14 protein-coding genes are annotated in these 15,548 nt (G+C 71.0%); 4 read left to right on the top strand and 10 right to left on the bottom strand.

The window, feature by feature from the left end:
* Positions 1–167: 167 nt before the first annotated feature.
* The 4 genes from Q9R33_RS09155 to Q9R33_RS09140 all read right to left on the bottom strand — a co-directional run bounded on the left by Q9R33_RS09155 (position 168) and on the right by Q9R33_RS09140 (position 5,015).
* A complete protein-coding gene (locus tag Q9R33_RS09155; protein ID WP_311293551.1) occupies positions 168–1,547 on the bottom strand; it encodes a dihydrolipoamide acetyltransferase family protein in 1,380 nt (459 codons plus the stop codon).
* Positions 1,548–1,660: 113 nt separating this feature from the next.
* Positions 1,661–2,635 carry an alpha-ketoacid dehydrogenase subunit beta gene (locus Q9R33_RS09150; RefSeq protein ID WP_396654081.1) on the bottom strand — a complete coding sequence of 325 codons (975 nt, stop codon included), beginning with the start codon at positions 2,633–2,635 and terminating at the stop codon, positions 1,661–1,663.
* Positions 2,636–2,700: 65 nt separating this feature from the next.
* Complete coding sequence (locus tag Q9R33_RS09145) at positions 2,701–3,831, bottom strand: thiamine pyrophosphate-dependent dehydrogenase E1 component subunit alpha (RefSeq protein ID WP_310244081.1); 1,131 nt, start codon at positions 3,829–3,831, stop codon at positions 2,701–2,703.
* A gap of 95 nt (positions 3,832–3,926) precedes the next feature.
* Complete coding sequence (locus Q9R33_RS09140) at positions 3,927–5,015, bottom strand: histidinol-phosphate transaminase (protein ID WP_311293550.1); 1,089 nt, start codon at positions 5,013–5,015, stop codon at positions 3,927–3,929.
* Positions 5,016–5,125: 110 nt separating this feature from the next.
* On the opposite strand from Q9R33_RS09140, the gene Q9R33_RS09135 reads away from it, so the two are divergent.
* On the top strand, positions 5,126–5,515 hold the full coding sequence (locus Q9R33_RS09135) for a phage holin family protein (RefSeq protein WP_056365730.1): 390 nt from the start codon (positions 5,126–5,128) through the stop codon (positions 5,513–5,515).
* Between the two features lies 1 nt (position 5,516).
* Here Q9R33_RS09135 and Q9R33_RS09130 read toward each other — a convergent pair whose 3' ends face one another.
* From Q9R33_RS09130 to Q9R33_RS09120, 3 genes are all read right to left on the bottom strand, one after another.
* Positions 5,517–7,016, bottom strand: a complete 1,500-nt coding sequence (locus Q9R33_RS09130) for a hypothetical protein (RefSeq protein WP_311293549.1) — start codon at positions 7,014–7,016, stop codon at positions 5,517–5,519.
* Complete coding sequence (locus Q9R33_RS09125; protein ID WP_235560099.1) at positions 7,013–7,315, bottom strand: hypothetical protein; 303 nt, start codon at positions 7,313–7,315, stop codon at positions 7,013–7,015. Before Q9R33_RS09125 ends, Q9R33_RS09130 begins: the two co-directional genes overlap by 4 nt.
* Positions 7,316–7,454: 139 nt before the next feature.
* The gene (locus Q9R33_RS09120) at positions 7,455–10,070 is read right to left on the bottom strand and encodes an ExeM/NucH family extracellular endonuclease (protein WP_311293548.1); all 2,616 of its coding nucleotides are present in this window, start codon (positions 10,068–10,070) and stop codon (positions 7,455–7,457) included.
* A gap of 163 nt (positions 10,071–10,233) precedes the next feature.
* Here Q9R33_RS09120 and Q9R33_RS09115 point away from each other — a divergent pair, with 163 nt between their 5' ends.
* Together Q9R33_RS09115 and purB are read left to right on the top strand one after the other, a co-directional pair.
* On the top strand, positions 10,234–10,737 hold the full coding sequence (locus tag Q9R33_RS09115) for a low molecular weight protein-tyrosine-phosphatase (protein WP_056365721.1): 504 nt from the start codon (positions 10,234–10,236) through the stop codon (positions 10,735–10,737).
* 47 nt (positions 10,738–10,784) lie between these two features.
* Positions 10,785–12,167 (top strand): adenylosuccinate lyase, encoded by a 1,383-nt coding sequence (purB, locus tag Q9R33_RS09110; RefSeq protein WP_056365719.1) that lies wholly within the window; start codon positions 10,785–10,787, stop codon positions 12,165–12,167.
* A gap of 210 nt (positions 12,168–12,377) precedes the next feature.
* Here the strand turns inward: purB and Q9R33_RS09105 are convergent, their stop codons facing one another.
* From Q9R33_RS09105 to Q9R33_RS09095, 3 genes are all read right to left on the bottom strand, one after another.
* Entirely contained in the window at positions 12,378–12,722 is a 345-nt protein-coding gene (locus Q9R33_RS09105) for an amino acid transporter (protein ID WP_310244099.1), read from the bottom strand.
* The gene (locus tag Q9R33_RS09100; protein ID WP_056365713.1) at positions 12,719–13,438 is read right to left on the bottom strand and encodes a hypothetical protein; all 720 of its coding nucleotides are present in this window, start codon (positions 13,436–13,438) and stop codon (positions 12,719–12,721) included. Before Q9R33_RS09100 ends, Q9R33_RS09105 begins: the two co-directional genes overlap by 4 nt.
* Before the next feature lie 97 nt (positions 13,439–13,535).
* Positions 13,536–14,912: a pyridoxal phosphate-dependent decarboxylase family protein gene (locus Q9R33_RS09095; protein ID WP_396654077.1), complete on the bottom strand. Its 1,377-nt coding sequence runs from the start codon at positions 14,910–14,912 to the stop codon at positions 13,536–13,538.
* 124 nt (positions 14,913–15,036) lie between these two features.
* Between Q9R33_RS09095 and Q9R33_RS09090 the strand changes: the two genes are divergently transcribed.
* On the top strand, positions 15,037–15,471 hold the full coding sequence (locus tag Q9R33_RS09090; RefSeq protein WP_056365707.1) for an Lrp/AsnC family transcriptional regulator: 435 nt from the start codon (positions 15,037–15,039) through the stop codon (positions 15,469–15,471).
* Positions 15,472–15,548: the final 77 nt, after the last annotated feature.

Here is a 15,548-nt window from a genome sequence, read left to right as displayed (position 1 = left end):
CCCCCTCCGTGAGACGACACCAGGCGGACGAGACGGTGGGCAACACCCAGGGTCTCGTCCCCCGACTGTCGTCTCACCGGCCGTGGGGGTGCTGCCGGGCGCGATCGGAGAGACGACGCAGCGCCGCCCGGCACGGAGCCGCGGCGGCGCTACGGTCATACAAGATCTCAGTCGAGCAGCAGCGCGGGCTCCTCGAGGATCGACGCGACGTCGGCGATGAAGCGCGACATGCCGTCGCCGTCGACCACGCGGTGGTCGAACGAGCCGGCGACGGTCGTGACCCAGCGAGGACGCACCTCGCCGTCGACGACCCAGGGCTTCTGGCGGATGGTGCCGAGCGCCACGATGCCGGCTTCACCGGGGTTGATGATCGGGGTGCCCGCGTCCATTCCGAAGACGCCGATGTTGGTGATCGTGATCGTGCCGCCGTGCTGGTCGGCCGGGGTCGTCTTGCCCTCGCGCGCCGTGAGCGTCAGCTTCTCGAGCGCCCGGGCGAGCTCGCGCATCGACAGATCCTGGGCGTCCTTGATGTTGGGCACCAGCAGTCCGCGAGGTGTCGCCGCCGCGATGCCGAGGTTCACGTAGTTGCGCACGCGGATCTCGGCGCCGCCCTCGACGTCGGCCCAGGCGGCGTTCACCATCGGGGTGCGCCGGGCCGCCCAGATGACGGCGCGCGCCATGATGAGCAGCGGCGAGACCTTGATGTCGGCGAAGTCCGGTGAGGTCTTCAGACGCTTGACGAGCTCCATCGTGCGGCTGGCGTCGACGTCGGTCCACACCGACACGTGCGGAGCCGAGTACGCCGACTGCACCATCGCCGACGACGTGGCCTTGCGCACGCCCCGCACCGCGATGGTCTCCTCACGGCCCGCCGCATCGGGGGCGGGCGTCGACGGAGCGACCGCCGCCGGCCCGGCCGTCCCGGTCGCAGGCGCCGGCGCCGGCGCCGAGACCGGGATGGTCTCCTCGCGCACGTCGCCCCACTCGGGCGTCTCGATGTTGCGGAAGACGCTGGCCTGCGACGCGTGCCGCACGACGTCCTCGCGGGTCACCTCGCCGGCGGGGCCGCTGGGCGCGACGGCCGAGAGCTCCACGCCGAGGTCGCGCGCGAGCTTGCGGATCGGGGGCTTCGCGATGACGCCGACGGATGCTGCGACCCGCTCCTCCGCCGGAACCGCGGGCTTGCGCCGCCGCGACTGGACGTGTCCGCCCGTGCCGTAGCCGACGAGCACCGCACCCTCGCCGGCCGCCTCGGCGGGCTCGCCGTGCTCGGACTGCCCGACGGTGGCCGGGGGCGCAGCATCCGTCGCCGAAGCGATCGTGATGATCGCGGCCCCGACGTTCACGGTCGTGCCCTCGGCGGCGAGCAGCTCGCCCACCGTGCCGGCGAACGGCGAGGGCAGCTCGACGAGCGACTTGGCGGTCTCGATCTCGACGAGGACGTCGTTGACGGCGACGCTGTCGCCGGGGCCGACGCGCCACTGGACGATCTCGGCCTCGGTGAGGCCTTCACCGACGTCGGGGAGGACGAACGTCTGGGTGCTCATGCGGAGCTCCTTTCGATCCCGGATTCTTCGTGAGACGACAGTCTGCGGCCGAGACCGTGGGTTTCACCCACAGTCTCGTCCCTCATCTGTCGCCTCACGGGGAAGGGGTCGGGTCAGTAGGCGAGGGACCGGTCGACGGCCTCGAGGATGCGGTCGGCGTCGGGGAGATAGGACCCCTCGAGCTTGGCCGGGGGGAAGGGGGTGTCGAAGCCCGACACGCGCAGCACGGGTGCCTCGAGCGCGTAGAAGGCGCGCTCCATGACGGTTGCCGCGACCTCCGAACCGAGCGAGGTGAAGCCGGGGGCCTCCTGCGCGTAGACCATGCGGCCGGTGCGGCGGACGGAGTCGAGGATGGGCCCGTAGTCCACCGGCGAGAGCGAGCGGAGGTCGATGACCTCGATGCTCGTGCCCTCGGCCTCGGCGAGCACCGCCGCCTGCAGCATGGTCGTCACCATGGCGCCGTGTCCGACGAGGGTGATGTCGGTGCCCCGGCGGACCACGCGGGACGCGTGCAGGGGCAGGGCGCGCGCCGACGTGTCGACCTCGCCCTTCTGCCAGTACTTGCTCTTGGGCTCGAGGAAGACCACCGGGTCGGGCGACGAGATGGCGTCCTGGATCATCCAGTAGCCGTCGTTCGGCGTGGACGGGCTCACGACCCGGAGGCCGGCCGTGTGCGTGAAGTACGCCTCGGGGCTCTCCTGATGGTGCTCGACGGCGCCGATGTGCCCGCCGTACGGGATGCGGATCACGACGGGCATCTGAAGGGCGCCCTCGTGCCGGTTGGTCATCTTCGCGAGCTGGGTCGTGATCTGGTCGAACGCCGGGAAGACGAACCCGTCGAACTGGATCTCGACGACCGGGCGGAAGCCGGCCATCGCGAGTCCGATCGCGGTGCCCACGAGTCCCGACTCCGCGAGCGGGGTGTCGAGCACGCGCTGTTCGCCGAACTCCGCCTGCAGGCCCTCGGTCACACGGAAGACGCCGCCGAGCTTGCCGATGTCCTCGCCCATGAGCAGGACGCGGTCGCTGCCGGCGAGCGCCGCGCGAAGTCCGGCATTGATCGCCCGGCTGAACGGCAGGGTCTGCACCGTGGGCGCGGCGGCCTCGGCGGCTGCCGCGGCCTCCACCGCCGGTCCCTGAGCCTGTCGGAGGGTCACGATGCGCCTCCTTCGAAGGATGCCTCGTAGTCGGCGAGCCACTGCCGCTGCTCGTCGATCAGCGGGTGCTGCTCGGAGTACACGTGCGCGAACATGTCGTCGCGCTCGAGGCCGCCCAGAGCGTTGGTGCGGGTGCGGACGTCGTCGGCGAGCGCCTGAGACTCGGCCTCGACGTCGGCGAAGAACGCCTCCGAGGCACCGCGCCCGATGAGGAACGCCTTCATCCGCGCGATCGGGTCGCGGCGGCGCCACGACTCCTCCTCGTCGGAGGTGCGGTACTTGGTGGGGTCGTCGCTCGTGGTGTGCGCGCCGAGGCGGTAGGTCATGGCCTCGATCGCCTGCGGTCCGCCGCCGGCGCGCGCCTGGTCGAGTGCGGTGCGCGTCACGGCCCAGCTCGCGAGCACGTCGTTTCCGTCGATCAGCGTGCTCGGCATGCCGTAGCCCTCGCCGCGCTTGTACAGCGGCGAGCGCGACTGCGTCGCGACGGGCACCGAGATCGCCCACTGGTTGTTCTGCAGGAAGAACACCTCGGGCGTGCGGTAGCTGTTCGCGAAGACCATCGCCTCGTGCACGTCGCCCTGGCTGGAGGCGCCGTCCCCGTAGTAGACGATGACGGCCTCGTCACGGTCGAGGTCGCCGGTGCCACAGCGCCCGTCGAAGACGAGCCCCATCCCGAAGCCCGTGGCGTGCAGCGTCTGAGACCCGAGCACGAGCGTGTAGATGTGGGTGTTGCCGTTCTTCGGGTCGGTCGGGTCCCACCCGCCATGCGTCAGTCCGCGCATCACGCGGATGATGTCGATCGGGTCGACGCCGCGGATCTTCGTGACCACGTGCTCGCGGTACGACGGGAAGAGGTGGTCCTGTGCGCGCGCAGCGCGGGCCGAGCCCACCTGCGCGGCCTCCTGCCCGTAGCTCGGCGGCCAGAGGGCCAGCTGCCCCTGCCGCTGGAGGTTCGTCGCCTGCACGTCGAACGCGCGGATGACCGCCATATCGCGGTAGAACGTCTCGAGGTCGGCATCGCCGAGACTCTCGACGGCCTCCCGATACGGTTCGGCGGCACGGCTCGGCGCGAACGTTCCGTCCGCCTCCAGAAACCGCACCAGGGCGTGATCGTCGACCGGGATCATGGATTCACGCTATCTCTCCGTGCATGCGCGATTCTGCATGCGTTCGACAACGGTTGCCGAGATCCACCGCACGCGATCGACAATCGCACCGGCAGTCATCCCTCGCGACGGGCGGCGACCGTCGCCGCGATCCGCAGCACCTGCTCGACGGATTCCTCCTCGCCGACCGAGATCCGGATGCCGTCGCCGGCGAACGGCCGCACGATCAGCCCGGCCTCCTCGAAGGTCGCCGCGAACGCCATCGTGTCGTCGCCGGTGGGCAGCCACACGAAGTTGCCCTGCGCGACGGGGACGTCCCACCCGGCCTCGCGAAGACCCGCCGCCAGCCGGTCGCGACGGTCGGCGATCACGCGGACGCGCTCGAGCAGCTCGTCCTCGGCGTCGAGGCTCGCGAGTGCGGCCTCCTCGCCGTGGGCGGTCACCGACAGCGGGATCGCGGTGCTGCGGGCGGCGTCGAGCACGCGGGGGTGCCCGATCGCGTACCCGACGCGGAGCGCGGCGAGACCGTACGCCTTCGAGAACGTGCGGAGCACGACGACGTTGGGCCGGCCCGACCCGCCGAGCACGCGCAGTCCGTCGACCGACTCGGGGTCGGTGACGAACTCGGCGTAGGCCTCGTCGAGGATGACGAGCACGTCGGAGGGCACCTTCTCGACGAAGGCGTCGAACTCGGCCTGCGTGACGATCGGGCCGGTGGGGTTGTTGGGGCTGCACACGATGATCGCGCGGGTGCGGTCGGTGATCGCCGCCGCCATGGCGTCGAGGTCGTGGCGGGCACCCTCGGCGAGCGGCACCTGCACGGCGGTGGCGCCGGCGACGACCGCGAGCCACGGATACGCCTCGAACGAGCGCCAGGCGTAGATGACCTCGTCGCCGGGGCCCGATGTCGCCAGCACGAGCTGCGCGAGGATCGAGACGCTGCCGGCACCGATGTGGACGGAGTCGGCGCCGACGCCGAACCGCGCGGCCAGCCGCTCGCGCAGCCGTGCCGCCGTCGCGTCCGGATATCTGTTCAGCGCCGACGCATTCCGCACCCGCTCGAGCACCCCGGGCAGCGGGTCGAACGGGTTCTCGTTGCTCGACAGCTTGAACGCGTCCGCGCCGGCCTGCCGGCCCTGCTTGTAGGGCGGCAGGGCGGCGACCTCGGGGCGCACGCGGACGGGGATCTCGGGAGCGTCGGTCACGCCCCGAGTCTACGAGCGGGGGATCGGATGCGCCTCCTGTCCCCGGCCGCCGCAGGGCACGGTGTGGCTCCTATCGATCGCGGGCGCGGGCGTGGAAGACTGGGCGGATTATGGGCTTCCTCATCCGCGTGGTCATCAACGCCTTCGCGATCTGGGTCGTCACCCTGATCCCGGCGCTCCAGGTCTCGGTCATCCCGTTCCCGCCGGGCGAGACGCTCCAGCTGATCCTGACCCTGCTGATCGTCGCCGCGATCTTCGCGCTCGTGAACACGATCATCGGCACGGTCATCAAGGTGCTGGCGTTCCCGCTCTACATCCTGACGCTGGGCCTCATCGGCCTCCTCATCAACGCGTTCCTGCTGTGGCTCACCGCGTGGTTCACGAGCTTCTGGAACTGGGGCCTGCGGGTCGAGGACTTCTGGTGGGGCGTCGTGGCGGCGATCATCATCACCCTCATCAACTGGATCGTCGGCATCATCATCCGCCCGCGCAAGGACTGACTCACCCGGCACCGCGCGTCGCCGCGTACTCGGTCACTTCGACCGATTCGGCTCGCGCGAGCTCGGCGAAGACGTCGCGGAGCGCATCGACCCGCGGGTCGGTCGAGGCATCGACCAGCGCGGCCGTCTCGGCGTAGGCGTTGAGCCGGTGCGCGGGGAGCCGGGGCTCGTCGGTGCCGACGTCGGGATCGAAGACGCGTTCCGCGACGAAGCTCCCAGGCGCTCCGATCGCGGCGGCGTGGCCGCCGCCGGCCAGCCCCGCGACCGGGTCGTCGGTGTGCCGCAGCGTCACGCTGAGGGTGCCCGATCCGACGTCGGTGTCGACGGGCGACCCGATCGAGACCAGCGTCTGCGTGTCGTAGCCGCCTTCCAGCGCCAGGTGCCCGGCGATCATCGCCCCCTGCGAGAACCCGAAGAGATGCACGGCGTCGCCCGGCTGCACGCCCGCCTGGGCGAGCGCCGCCTGGGTGGCCGTGTACGAGTCCGACCTCTGCCCCGCGTACAGCTCGACGTTGGAGGCGTTGTCCCAGGGCTCCTCGCCGCCGACGTCGAACGACTGCATGCCGGCGAGGTACACGGCGTACTGCCGCGACCCGTCGGGCATCGTGTACCGCTCGACACGCACCCGCGAGTCGCCGGCCCCCGGCATCCGTTCCGTCACGGCAGCCAGGCTCTGCGGCGCCACCGAGGCGGGCGACCGCGACGGCGCGAACGCGACGCCGGCGGAGGTCGCGCCCGCCGGCGGGCCGGCCACGACCGGGGTCACCGTGACCGGCCCGGCCGTGCCCGAGAGCCGCGCGTTCCGAGACAGCAGGCCGGCATCCGAGAGCCCCACGACCGCTGCCCCGCCCAGCGTGAGCAGCCCCGCCGCACCGCCGACCACGACCGACCCCGGGTCGCTGACCTCGCCGCCCACTGCGACGCCCCACTGCGTCGCCTGGCGGACGAGCTCCGACGGCCACATGACGGCGCGCTCGAACTGGGATCCGAGTGCCATGCGCCACGCGTCGGGGTGCGCGTCGACCAGGGCTGTCATGCGGGCGTCGAGGCGCCGCGCGCGGTCGGTGTCGCCCGCGAGCACGGCGGAGCGGTGCGCCGCCTCGATCTCCACCATCTCGTACGCCCACGCGGCCTGCCGCAGTGCCGCGGCGATCTCGTCGGCCTCGACCTGTGCCGCGTCGAGCTTCGCGGCGAGGACGGATGCTGCGGCCCGCGCATCTGCCGTGTACTCGGCGTGCGTCCCCAGCTCGGCGCGCAGCGCGCGCACTTGCCGGCCGATCGAACTGAGCTCTTCCCGGGAGGCGTCGAAGCGGACCGCCGCAGCCGAGAGCGTCGCGGTGTCGACGGCGACGGCGCCCCCGCCGCGGATCTGCAGGCCGTCGTCGACGCGCGGCCAGTGCTCGGCGAGGAGGCCGATGGCGCCCTCGTTCGGGCCGAGGCGCCCCACCTCCGGCGCCAGCTCCGGATCGACGAGGTTCGGACCGGGCTTCGTGTCGCTCATCGCCCCGCCCTCGGAAAGAGGCCGGGGAAGGAGCCCGCGAACGCGGCGCGGTCCTGCGCCCGGGAGACGTCATACCGGGCTGTCTCGGCCAGGCAGGCGAGGCCGGACACGTCACCGGCCCACAGCGTCGCCCGATCGTGGAACGCGGTTGCGGCCTTCGCCTGCCAATCGACGGCGTCGGCGAGCCCGCGGGCGACGGTCGCGGCATCCGTGATCCGGTCGATGATGCGTGCGAGCTCCCGCGCGATCTGGGCCAGGTGGTGAGAGGCCGCATCGGCGGCCGGTTCAAGCAGTGTCACCCGTCGATCGTCGCGGGGAGCGACCTTGCCGCGGCCGCCCGCGCGACGATCTGTTCACGGCGCAGCGCCCCACCCGGCTGTGGAGGAGGGGCGCCGCTCCTTTCGGAACGACGCCCCTGGGGGGCGGAGCGATCGCGGGCTACTTGCCCACGACCACCTCGACCGTGTCGGTGCTGGTGTTGCCCGCAGCATCCGTCGCCGTCCAGGTGAAGCGGTAGACGGCACCCTTCGCGGCCTTGACCGTGAACGTGTCGTCGTCGACCTGGGTCCACGACGCGTTCGCGCCCGAGACGCTCACATCGGTGAGTTCGACGGTCACATCGCCGCGATCGTCGGCCGCGTCGATCGAGAACTGCACCGTGCGCATCTTGTTGTTCGGCGGCCAGATCAGCTCCGGGTCCGCCGTCACCTCGATGGTCGGATCCGTCGCGTCGGGCGTCAGGTTGAGCCCGACGATCACCGGGTCGTGGTCGCTCGAACGGTAGGCGTCCGGCGCATACAGCGCGTCCTGGGCCGGGAGCTTGAACGACATGTCGTAGTCGATCAGGCTCGGCTCGTCGGAGTTGATGTGCCACGACGCGACCGCCGACACGTCCGCGGTGAGCGCGGGCTGCGCGAGCGCGTAGTCGAGGTAGCCCAGCTGGCCGTCGAACACGTACGAGTACGCGTGCTCGCCGTTGAACTGCTTCTCCAGGTCGGTGAAGCCGCCCCGGGCGAACGCGTCGATCGAGTCCTCGTGGTCGTACGAGTTCAGGTCGCCGATGACGATCGCACGACCGTCCGGAGCCACCGTCTCGTTGAGCCACTTCGTGAGCGCCGTGGCGGCCGCCGTGCGCGACGCGCTGCAGTTGCCCTGGCCGTCCTCGAGGTCGGGGCTCTCGGAGCACGCCGAGCCCTTCGACTTCAGGTGGTTGACCGACACCACGAACTCGTCGCCCGTCTCGGTCGACGCGAACCGCTGCGTGACCGCGGGGCGGTGCCGCGCGTCCGACCAGGTCGGGTCGACGGCGCTCGTCATCAGCTGGTACGTCCCGACGGGGGTCACCGTCGACGGCTTGTAGATGACGGCCGTGGTGATCGCGTCCGTGCCGATCACACCGGTGGTCACCGGCACATAGGTGCCCGCACCCACCTTCGCGTTGAGCGCGTCTGCCAGCGCCTGGACCGCGGTGCCGTTGTTCTCGATCTCGAGCAGGCCGAACACGTCGGCGTCGATCGCGGCGAGCGCAGCGACGATCTTGTCCTGCTGGCGCTGGAACTCCTCGGCCGTGTCCGCACCCCGGTAGTCGTCGTCGTCACCCGAGTTGGCCGGGGTCGGGTCGATCGAGGTGAAGTAGTTCAGCACGTTGAAGCTCGAGATCTTCAGGTCGCCGCCCACGTCGGGCACGCCGGTGCGGGCGTTTGCGACCGTGAAGTCGGCACCCTCGGTCGGCTGCACGCCCCACGTGTCGAAGCGGTAGTCCAGGATGCCGGTGGCGTTCTGGACGAGATCGCCGCTGCGGAACGAGTGGTCGAGCGTGAAGACCGCGCCGTCCGGGTGGATGGCCGGGTCGGGGTTCTGGCTGCCGCGACCGTCGTCCAGTGTGATGCTGTTCTCGATGTTGGCGGCAGCGAGCGCGTTGGCCGCAGCCCCCGGCTCGACGACCGCGGTCGGCGTGTCGAGGCGGCCGTTGGTGAGGGTGATCGTGCCGAAGCGGCCGTACTCGAACGTCTCGCCGATCGCGAGGTTCTGCGGAAGCGTCACGTACATGCCCTCGAGCGCCTCGCGCTGCGCGCTCGTCGCCGGGAGTGTGAGAGGCGTCGCCGTCGGCAGCGCCTGGCCGGTCGCGCACACCTCGACGTCGGCGGCGACGACCTGCGTGAGGCCGAAGAACTCCGCGACCTCGCCCGCAACGCTGACACTGTCGCCGACGTCGACCGGCGCGCCGCCCGGCGCGTACACGAAGATGCCGTCGGAGGTCGCGGCGTTGCCGTCACCCGCATCCTGCACGTAGTACCCGTCGAACCCGCCGGTCTGGAAGTCGCCCACGACGACGCCCTCGATCAGCACGTCCTGTCCCGGGATCGGCGACGCCGCACCGGAGCCCTGGACAGAGCCGATCGTCACGGGAGTCGCCGCGCAGTCCGCCACGGGCTCGGGATCGGGGTCGGGAGGAGTGAGGTGCCAGCCGACGCCGTCGAACGTGTCGCTGGCGTAGCCGGTCCATTCGACGGCGGGATCGAACGGGTCCGCGCCGTTCGTGTCGCCCTGCACGATGCTCGCGTTGCGGCGCAGCGTGTTGTCCATCGTCGACGCGAGCCCGGTGCCCCACTGAGAACCGGGGTCGACACCGATCTGACCGATGACGTCGACGATCTCGGTGCCCTTGACCAGGGCGACGGCGTCATTGCCGTTGAAGAGACCGAGGTTCGCCGACTGGTCGGCCTGGGCGAGGATCGCCGCGTTGGCGAGCGCGTGCGAGAACACGTAGACATCCCCGGGGGCGACGCTGCCGGTGAGGTTGATCGTAAGGCTGACCGTGGCGCTGCCGTTGGAGTACTGCTGCAGCTTGTATCCGGTCGCGGCGAGGTCGACCGCCGTCGTGCCGGGGTTGTAGATCTCGATGGCCTTGTTGTTCGAGGAGCCTTCGACGTACTCGCTGATGAACAGATCGCCGGATGCTGCGGCCGCGGGCGCGGCGGATGCCACGACTCCTCCGGCGGCGAGCGCCGCGGCCGCGATCGCAGCGGCTATGGGACGGGGTACTGGGGACACGAGACCTCCACGGGATGACGGCGGTCTGTGGACCGCGCATGGGGAAAGGGCGGCCTGGTCGCCGCCCGTTCGTCACAAGCTAGGCGAGCAGCATCCGTCATCGGAAGACCCTGAGAGGAGAACTCCTTAACGTTCGGTGTCCGCTCGGTCCAGAATGGAACCCATGACCGCGACCGACGCGACGCCCTTCCGCGTCGTGTTCGTGTGCACGGGGAACATCTGCCGCTCGCCGATGGCGGAGGTGGTGTTCCGGGGATTCGCGGATGCCTCGGGCCTCGGCACTCGCGTCGCCTCGACGAGCGCCGGCACCGGCGACTGGCACGTCGGCGAGCAGGCCGACCTCCGCACGATCGAGGCGCTGGAGCGCGCCGGCTACGACGGATCGCACCACCGCGCGCGGCAGTTCACGCACTCGGACTTCGCGCGCAGCGACCTCGTGGTGGCGCTGGACCGCAGCCACGAGCGGATCCTGCGCGGATGGGCCCGCACAGAGGGCGACGCCGACAAGATCGCCCTGCTGCTGGCCTTCGATCCCTCGGCCCGCACCCTCGACGTCCCCGACCCGTACTACGCGGGCCCCGGAATGTTCGACGAGGTGCTCGGTATGATCGAGAGCGCGAGCCGGGCGCTCTTCCGGCAACTCGAACCCGCCATCCGCCCGGTGTGAAGACACCGGATCGACGGTCGTCCTCGGCGATACCGACGGGAGCCCCCATGACCTCTCTGCCTCCGCAGCCGCTCAGTCCCCTCGACGGGCGCTACCGCCCCGCCGTCGGCGAGCTCGGCGAGTACCTCTCGGAGGCGGGCCTGAACCGCGCCCGCGTCGAGGTCGAGGTGGAGTGGCTCATCGCCCTCACGGACCGCTCGCTGTTCGGCACCTCGCCGCTCGCCGATGCCGACAAGGAGCGCCTGCGCGCGCTCTACCTCGAGTTCGGGCAGGCAGAGATCGACTGGCTCGCCGAGAAGGAGTCGGTGACCCGTCACGACGTGAAGGCCGTCGAGTACCTGGTGCGCGATCGCCTGTCGACGCTCGGACTCGACGCCATCGCCGAGCTCACGCACTTCGCGTGCACGAGCGAGGACATCAACTCGACGTCGTACGCCCTGACCGTGCAGCGCGCGGTGCAGCGCGTGTGGCTGCCGAAGCTGCGCGCCGTCATCGCCGCGCTCACCGAGCTCGCCGTGAACCACCGCGACGCCGCGATGCTGTCGCGCACGCACGGCCAGCCGGCGACGCCCTCGACCATGGGCAAGGAGCTCGGGGTGTTCGCGTGGCGCCTCGCCCGCGTCGCCGACCAGATCGAGGGCGGCGAGTACCTCGCGAAGTTCTCGGGCGCGACCGGCACGTGGTCGGCGCACCTCTCGGCCGCCCCGGACGTGGACTGGCCCGAGGTCTCCCGCGCGTTCATCGAGGGCCTGGGGCTGGACTTCAACATCCTCACGACCCAGATCGAGTCGCACGACTGGCAGGTCGAGCTCTACGACCGCGTCCGTCACGCCGGCGGCGTCCTGCACAACCTCGCGACCGACATCTGGACCTACATCTCGATCGGCTACTTCACGCAGATCCCGGTGGCCGGCGCCACGGGCTCGTCGACGATGCCGCACAAGATCAACCCCATCCGCTTCGAGAACGCCGAGGCGAACCTCGAGATCTCGGGGGGCCTGCTCGCGACCCTCTCGCAGACGCTCGTCACGAGCCGCCTGCAGCGCGATCTCACCGACTCGACCACGCAGCGCAACATCGGCGTCGCGTTCGGGCACTCCCTGCTCGCGCTCGACAACCTGCAGCGCGGCCTCAAGGAGATCTCTCTGGCCGAGGACGTGCTGCTGGCCGACCTCGACCAGAACTGGGAAGTGCTCGCCGAGGCCATCCAGACGGTCGTGCGCGCCGAGATCGCGGCCGGGCGCTCGCAGATCAGCGACCCGTACGCGCTCCTCAAGGACCTCACCCGCGGCCGCCGCGTGGGCGCCCCCGAGCTCGCCGAGTTCGTCCGCGGGCTCGACATCGGCGACGAGGCCAAGGAGCGCCTGCTCGCCCTCACGCCCGCGACCTACGACGGCCTCGCCTCGCAGCTGGTCGACGAGCTGGGCTGACCGCTCCGGTCCGCGCGGCCGCACCGCAGTCCGACGTGGCCCTGTGGAGGGCGCCGCACTCAACCTCGGATCCGCAGGAGCGGATGATCGACGTGACACGCCGGGCGGCAGCATCCGTCACCGGCGTGTCGCTCGTCACGCCCGCACCGGCGGATCCGATTCTGTGGCCGGGCCCCGCGAGGTGGACGGTACGAAGTCGGTCCGTCGGGTTCAGGCCTTTTGGTCGCCGGATGCTGCGGCATCCGGCGTGTCGCCCTGCTCCGGCTCGTCGGGGTTCTCGTCGAAGAGCACGGGCTTGTCGATCTGCTTCGTCACCTGGGCGGGGTCGACCGCCAGGAGGAGCAGCGACACGATCAGCAGCACCGCGATGAAGCTGATGCCGGCGATGACGAGCGCCGTGACCACCGCGCGCTCCGCCTCGCCGGCGGCGCGCTGCTGGAAGAAGCCCATCGACACGAGCGTCACGATGCCCGCGAACAGAGCGGCCGCGAAGGCCAGCCCGAGCAGCTGCAGGGGCTTCATGAGGTCGCGGCGGGTGGGGCTTTCGTGGCTCACGCGGAGTCCTTCTGGGGGGTGGGATCGGCGGACGCGGACGCCCCCGCCGTGATGTCGGGGGTCTCGGCCGGGCGCGGCGAGAAGCCGGCGATGCCGAGGTACACGGCGACGATCGCGGCGTAGCCGCCGAACAGGCCGACGCCGATCGTGATGCCGGTGAGGGTGAACGTCGCGTGGGCCTCTTCGATCGTGTAGTCCAGTGCGTACGCAGGCTGCACGAACAGCAGCGCGATGCCGAGGAGGATCGTCAGGGCACCCACGACGGCCGCGTCGCGGCTCTCCGAGCGCGGACCGACGAGCGCGGCGGGCCGCGCGTCGGCGACACCCGGCGCGATCTCGCGCCGCTCGCGCCGGCCGAGGAGGCCGCGCCAGCCCGCGATGAGCTCGATGACGCCGCTGATGAGCGCCCACGCGATCACGATGACGAAGTACCCGGTGACAGTGCGGAGCGGGAGGAGGCCGCTCGCCATGCCCGCGACGATGGCGACGCCGCCGAGCGCGGCCGACGGCCAGCGAAGTCCCTTCGGGTAGACCAGCCACACCGCGAGCAGCAGCACGAGGCCGGTCGCGATCGCGAAGCCGCTGAACACCGAGCTGCCGACCAGGGCCGAGTGGTCGGGCGAGAACGTGATCATGAGCGCCGCGAGCGCCGCGAATGCGGCACGTGCGAGCTGCACGTGGCGCACGGCGAACGTGCGGGAATCGGCTGAGGTCACGGTGATCCTGCGGAGCGGCGGGTTCTCAGGAATGAGAACGGATGCCCCCAGTCTACGTGCGTGGAGGCTGGGAGCTTCCGGGCACCTGTCGGCGGCTTCAGTCCAGGGTGTCGAGGATCGCGGTGAGCAGCTCGAACGTCGTCAGCGGCGAGATGATCGCGAACCGCAGCACGGGCTCGCCGGCGTGGGAGCTCGGCACGACGAACGCGTGCTGCTCCTCGAGCAGCCTGCTCGACCACGCCTCGTAGTCGGCGAGCGTCCAGCCCTCGCGTCGGAGCACCACGACCGACAGCTGCGGGTCGCGCACGAGCGAGAGGCCCTCGCGCGATGCGATCTCGTCGGCGATGCGGCGCGCCAGGTCGATGCCGTACTCGATCGTGGCGCGGTACTGGTCGGTGCCGTGGGTCGCGAGCGAGAACCACATCGGCAGGCCTCGTGCCCGGCGGGTGAGCTGGATCGCGAGGTCGGACGGGTTCCAGTCCGGCTTGCCGGTGAGGGTGTCGAGGTACTCGGCCTTCTGGGTGTGGGCCGACAGCGCGAGTGCGGGCTCCCGGTAGATGAGAGCACACGCGTCGAAGGGCGCGAACAGCCACTTGTGCGGGTCGACGATGACCGAGTCGGCGAGCTCGACGCCCGCGAAGACGGGCCGCATGCTCTCGACGAGCATCGCCGCGAGGCCGTAGGCGCCGTCGACGTGGAACCAGATGCCGCGCTCGCGCGCGACGGCCCCGACGCTCGCGATGTCGTCGACGATGCCGAAGTTGGTCGTGCCACCGGTGGCGACCACCGCGAACACCGCGTCCGCGTGCTCGTCGAGCACGCGGGCGACCGCGTCACCGTGCAGGCGCCCGTTCGCATCCACCTCGGCCGTCGCCACGTCGACGTCCATGACGGCCGCGGCCGACGCGATCGACGAGTGGGCCTCGGCGCTGCACACGACGACCCACCGAGGCGGCGCCTGGCGCCCCTCGTCCGCCGCGCGGCGGCGCGCAGCATCCCGAGCCGTCACGAGAGCCGAGAGGTTGCCGATCGTGCCGCCCTGCACGAACACGCCCCCCGCTCCCGCCGGCAGGCCGAACTCCTTCGCGAGCCAGTGCAGCACCTCGTTCTCGGCGAACACCGCGCCGGCGCCCTCGACCCATGAGCCTCCGTAGATGGCGGATGCCGAGACCACGACGTCGAACGCGAGCGCGGCCTTGCTCGGCGCCGAGGGGATGAACGAGAGGTACCCGGGGTGGTCGGTCGACACGCACGCCGGGGCCAGGACGTTCTCGAAGAGGGCGATCGCGCGCCGCGAGCCGATGCCTTCGGGGGTGATCGAACCGGACGCCAGGCGCTCCAGGTCGCGCGGGGTCATCGGCTTGTCGAGCGGCACGTCCTCGTAGAGGGCCCGGCGCCGCGCGTACTCCAGCACGTCCTCGACGGTGTGGCGGGTGTCGGGCGAGATGCGGTGCATGTCTTCAGGCGCGGTCACGGTGAGTCCTTCCAGAGGTGGCGTGGCCAGGCTATGCGCGTACCACTGCGCCTTTCAATCAGCATCTCGCGTCAATTCGGCAACCCGATACGCATTCTGCGTATAGACGGGGTACATTCTGTGCATGGTGGCTCCGCTGGATGATCTCGACCGTCGCCTGATCTCGCTGCTGCGCGCGAACGGCCGGGAGTCGGTGGTTCGGCTCGCGGAGCGGCTCGGCGTCACGCGCACGACCGTGAACAAGCGCATCGAGCGGCTCGTCGAATCGGGCGTCATCGCCGGCTTCTCGGTGCGCCTGCACGATGTCGCGAGCGACTCCGCCGTACGCGCGATCACGCTGGTCGCCGTCGAGGGACACGACGCGCGGGACGCGATCCGTCAGCTGCGAGGCATCCCTCAGATCGCGGCACTGCATACGACCAACGGTCGCTGGGATCTCGTGGCCGAGCTCAGCTGCGAGAGCCTCGGCGACCTCGACGGCGCCCTCGCGGCGATCCGCAGCACCGCGGGCGTGCGGGACAGCGAGACGAGCATCCTCCTGAGCTCGGCCGTCGCCTGAGGTCAGGGGAGCGGGACGACCGCGCCCGACCGCAACGTCGTGCAACGTACGCGCGCCTACCGTCGGATCAGAGGGCG

The organism is Microbacterium sp. PRC9 (genome assembly GCF_031844125.1).
GTDB lineage: Bacteria > Actinomycetota > Actinomycetes > Actinomycetales > Microbacteriaceae > Microbacterium.
The sequence above is the reverse complement of the archived record's forward strand: the minus strand, read 5'-3'. Positions and strand labels throughout refer to the sequence as shown.